The 2,558-nt window shown below is 71.9% G+C and carries 1 protein-coding gene; it reads right to left on the reverse strand.

Annotation, left to right across the window (positions count from 1 at the left end):
• On the reverse strand, nucleotides 1–2,558 hold a 2,558-nt coding region (locus ABT084_RS37780; RefSeq protein WP_351054354.1), incomplete at both ends, for a condensation domain-containing protein.

A 2,558-nucleotide genomic window follows, 5' to 3' on the forward strand; every position in this document is an offset into this window, starting at 1 on the left:
TCGGCCACCAGACCATGCACCGTCCCCGCCGGAGCCTCCACCCCACCCGACTCGTTCCACTCCCGCACCACACGGTCGAACTCACCCGCGGCGAGGATCGGAAGGTCCGCCACGGCCCGGTCCGGGTCCGCGGCGATGCCCTCCAGCAGCACGTTCAGGTGCTCGCCGAAGCGCGCGATCGTGGCTGCGTCGAACAGCTCCGCGCTGTACTCGACGAGCGCCCGCAGGCCGCCCTCGTACTCCTCGAACTCGAGGGTCAGGTCGAACAGCGCGGTGTCCCGCTCCAGCCGGTAGTCCGTGACCTTGACCGCGCCCAGGTCCGGGTGCATGCCGGGGGCGTTCTGGAGGACCACCATCGCCTGGATGAGCGGCGTACGGCTGGTGTCCCGCTCCGGCTGCAGGGCTTCCACCAGTCGCTCGAAGGGCACCTCCTCGTGCGCGAACGCGTCGAGGACGGTCTCCCTCACCTGGTCCAGCACCGCCCGGAAGGCCATGTCGGGCTCGATGTGCGAGCGCAGCACCACGGTGTTGACGAGGAAGCCGATCAGCTGCTCCAGATCGGCGTTCCCGTTCCCCTGGCCGCGCCCGGCGGACGCGGTACCGACGGCGATGTCCTGCTGTCCGGTCCAGCGGGCGAAGACCGTCTTCACCGCCGCCGTGAGCGCCATGTACAGCGTCGCGCCCTGCTCGCGCGCCAGTTCCTTGAGCGCGCCGAGCGTGGCCGCCGGTACCTCGAATCCGTGGACCGCGCCCGCGGAGGAGCGGACCACCGGGCGCGGCCGGTCGGTGGGGAGTTCCAGCGGCTCGATGCCCGCGAGCCGCTCGCGCCACCAGCCGAGCTGCTCCTCCAGCAGACCGCCGTCCACGAGCCGTGCCCGCTGCCAGGCGGCGAAGTCCGGGTACTGGACGGGTACGTCGCCCAGCTCCGCGGGCCGGCCCTCGGTGCGGGCCGCGTACAGCTCGCCCAGTTCACGGGCGGCGACGCCCATGGACCAGCCGTCCGTGACGATGTGGTGCATGCCCAGCACGCACACGTGCTCGTCCGTCGTCAGCCGGACGAGGAGTACGCGCACCAGCGGGCCGTTCTTCAGGTCGTACGGGCGCGCCAGCTCCGCCTGCGCCAGCTCGCGCAGGCGCTCCTCGGTTCCGGCCTCGGCCGTGTGCCACTGGGGCTCCAGCACCGGGTGGACGATCTGCACACCCTGGCCGCCGACCACGTCGAAGGTCGTGCGCAGCGACTCGTGGCGCGCCACCAGGTCGCCGACGGCCGCGCGCAGCGCGGACGCGTCGAGCGGGCCGGTCAGCCGCAGGGCGGCGGCGGAGTGGTATTCGGTGCTGCCCTCGTTGAAGTCCTCCAGGAACCACAGGCGCTGCTGGCCGAAGGACATCGGCGGCAGGCCGTCCCGCGGCGCCGCGGGAATACCGAGGTCGGTCCCGGCCGGGGCGGCGTCCTCGGGAGCCACGGCGGCCGCGAGCTGCGCGACCGTCGGCGCCTCGAAGAGCAGCCGCGGTGAGAGGCTCGCGCCGAGTGCCTGCCGGGCCCGCGACACGACCTGGATGGTCAGGATGGAGTCGCCGCCGAGGTCGAAGAAATTGTCGTGGACGCCGACCCGTTCGACACCGAGTACGTCGGCCCATACGTCGGCCAGGATCCGCTCGGTCTCGTCGCGCGGGGCGGTGTACTCCGTGCCGAGCTGCTCGGTCTGGACCTCGGGGGCGGGCAGGGCCCGCCGGTTCACCTTGCCGCTCGGGGTGAGCGGGAGCCGGTCGAGGGTGACGAACACGGCCGGGACCATGTAGTCCGGCAGCGACCCGCCCAGATGGGCCCGCAGCTCGCCGGTGGACAGAACGGTGTCCGAGACGAGGTAGGCCACCAGCCGCTTGTGCCCGTCGGCGCCCTGGTGGGCGGTGACCACCGTCTCGCGGATCCGCGGGTGGCCCACCAACGCGGTCTCGATCTCACCGAGTTCGATCCGGAAACCGCGGATCTTCACCTGGTCATCAGCGCGCCCCAGGTACTCCAGGGTCCCGTCCGCCTTCCAACGCGCCACGTCACCGGAGCGGTACATCCGCTCCCCCGGCGCACCGAACGGGTTCGCCGGGAACCGCTCCTGCGTCAGCTCGGGCCGGTGCAGATAACCCCGCGCCAGACCACCACCCGCCACATGGATCTCACCCGCGACACCCACCGGCACCGGAGCACCCCGCTCATCCAGCAGGAACACCCGGTAGCTCGGCAACGGACGACCCGCCGGAAGCCTGCCACCCGCCGCCACGTGCGCCGCGGTGATCTCCTGGTACGTGACGTGCACCGTCGTCTCGGTGATCCCGTACATGTTCACCAACCGGGCGCCCGCACCGTCGAAGCGCTCGAACCACGACTGCACGTGCTTCGGCTCCAGCGCCTCACCGCCGAAGATCACCCACCGGAGATCCGGCAGGGGCTCCCCGCCGCTCTCCACGAGCTCGCGGAACATCGACGGCGTCTGGTTGAAGACGGTCACGCCCTCGTCCCGCAGCAGCTCCCACATCAGCTCCGGGCTGCGCGCCGTGTCCTG

Source organism: Streptomyces sp. NPDC002138, from assembly GCF_040296485.1.
Taxonomy (GTDB): Bacteria; Actinomycetota; Actinomycetes; order Streptomycetales; family Streptomycetaceae; genus Streptomyces.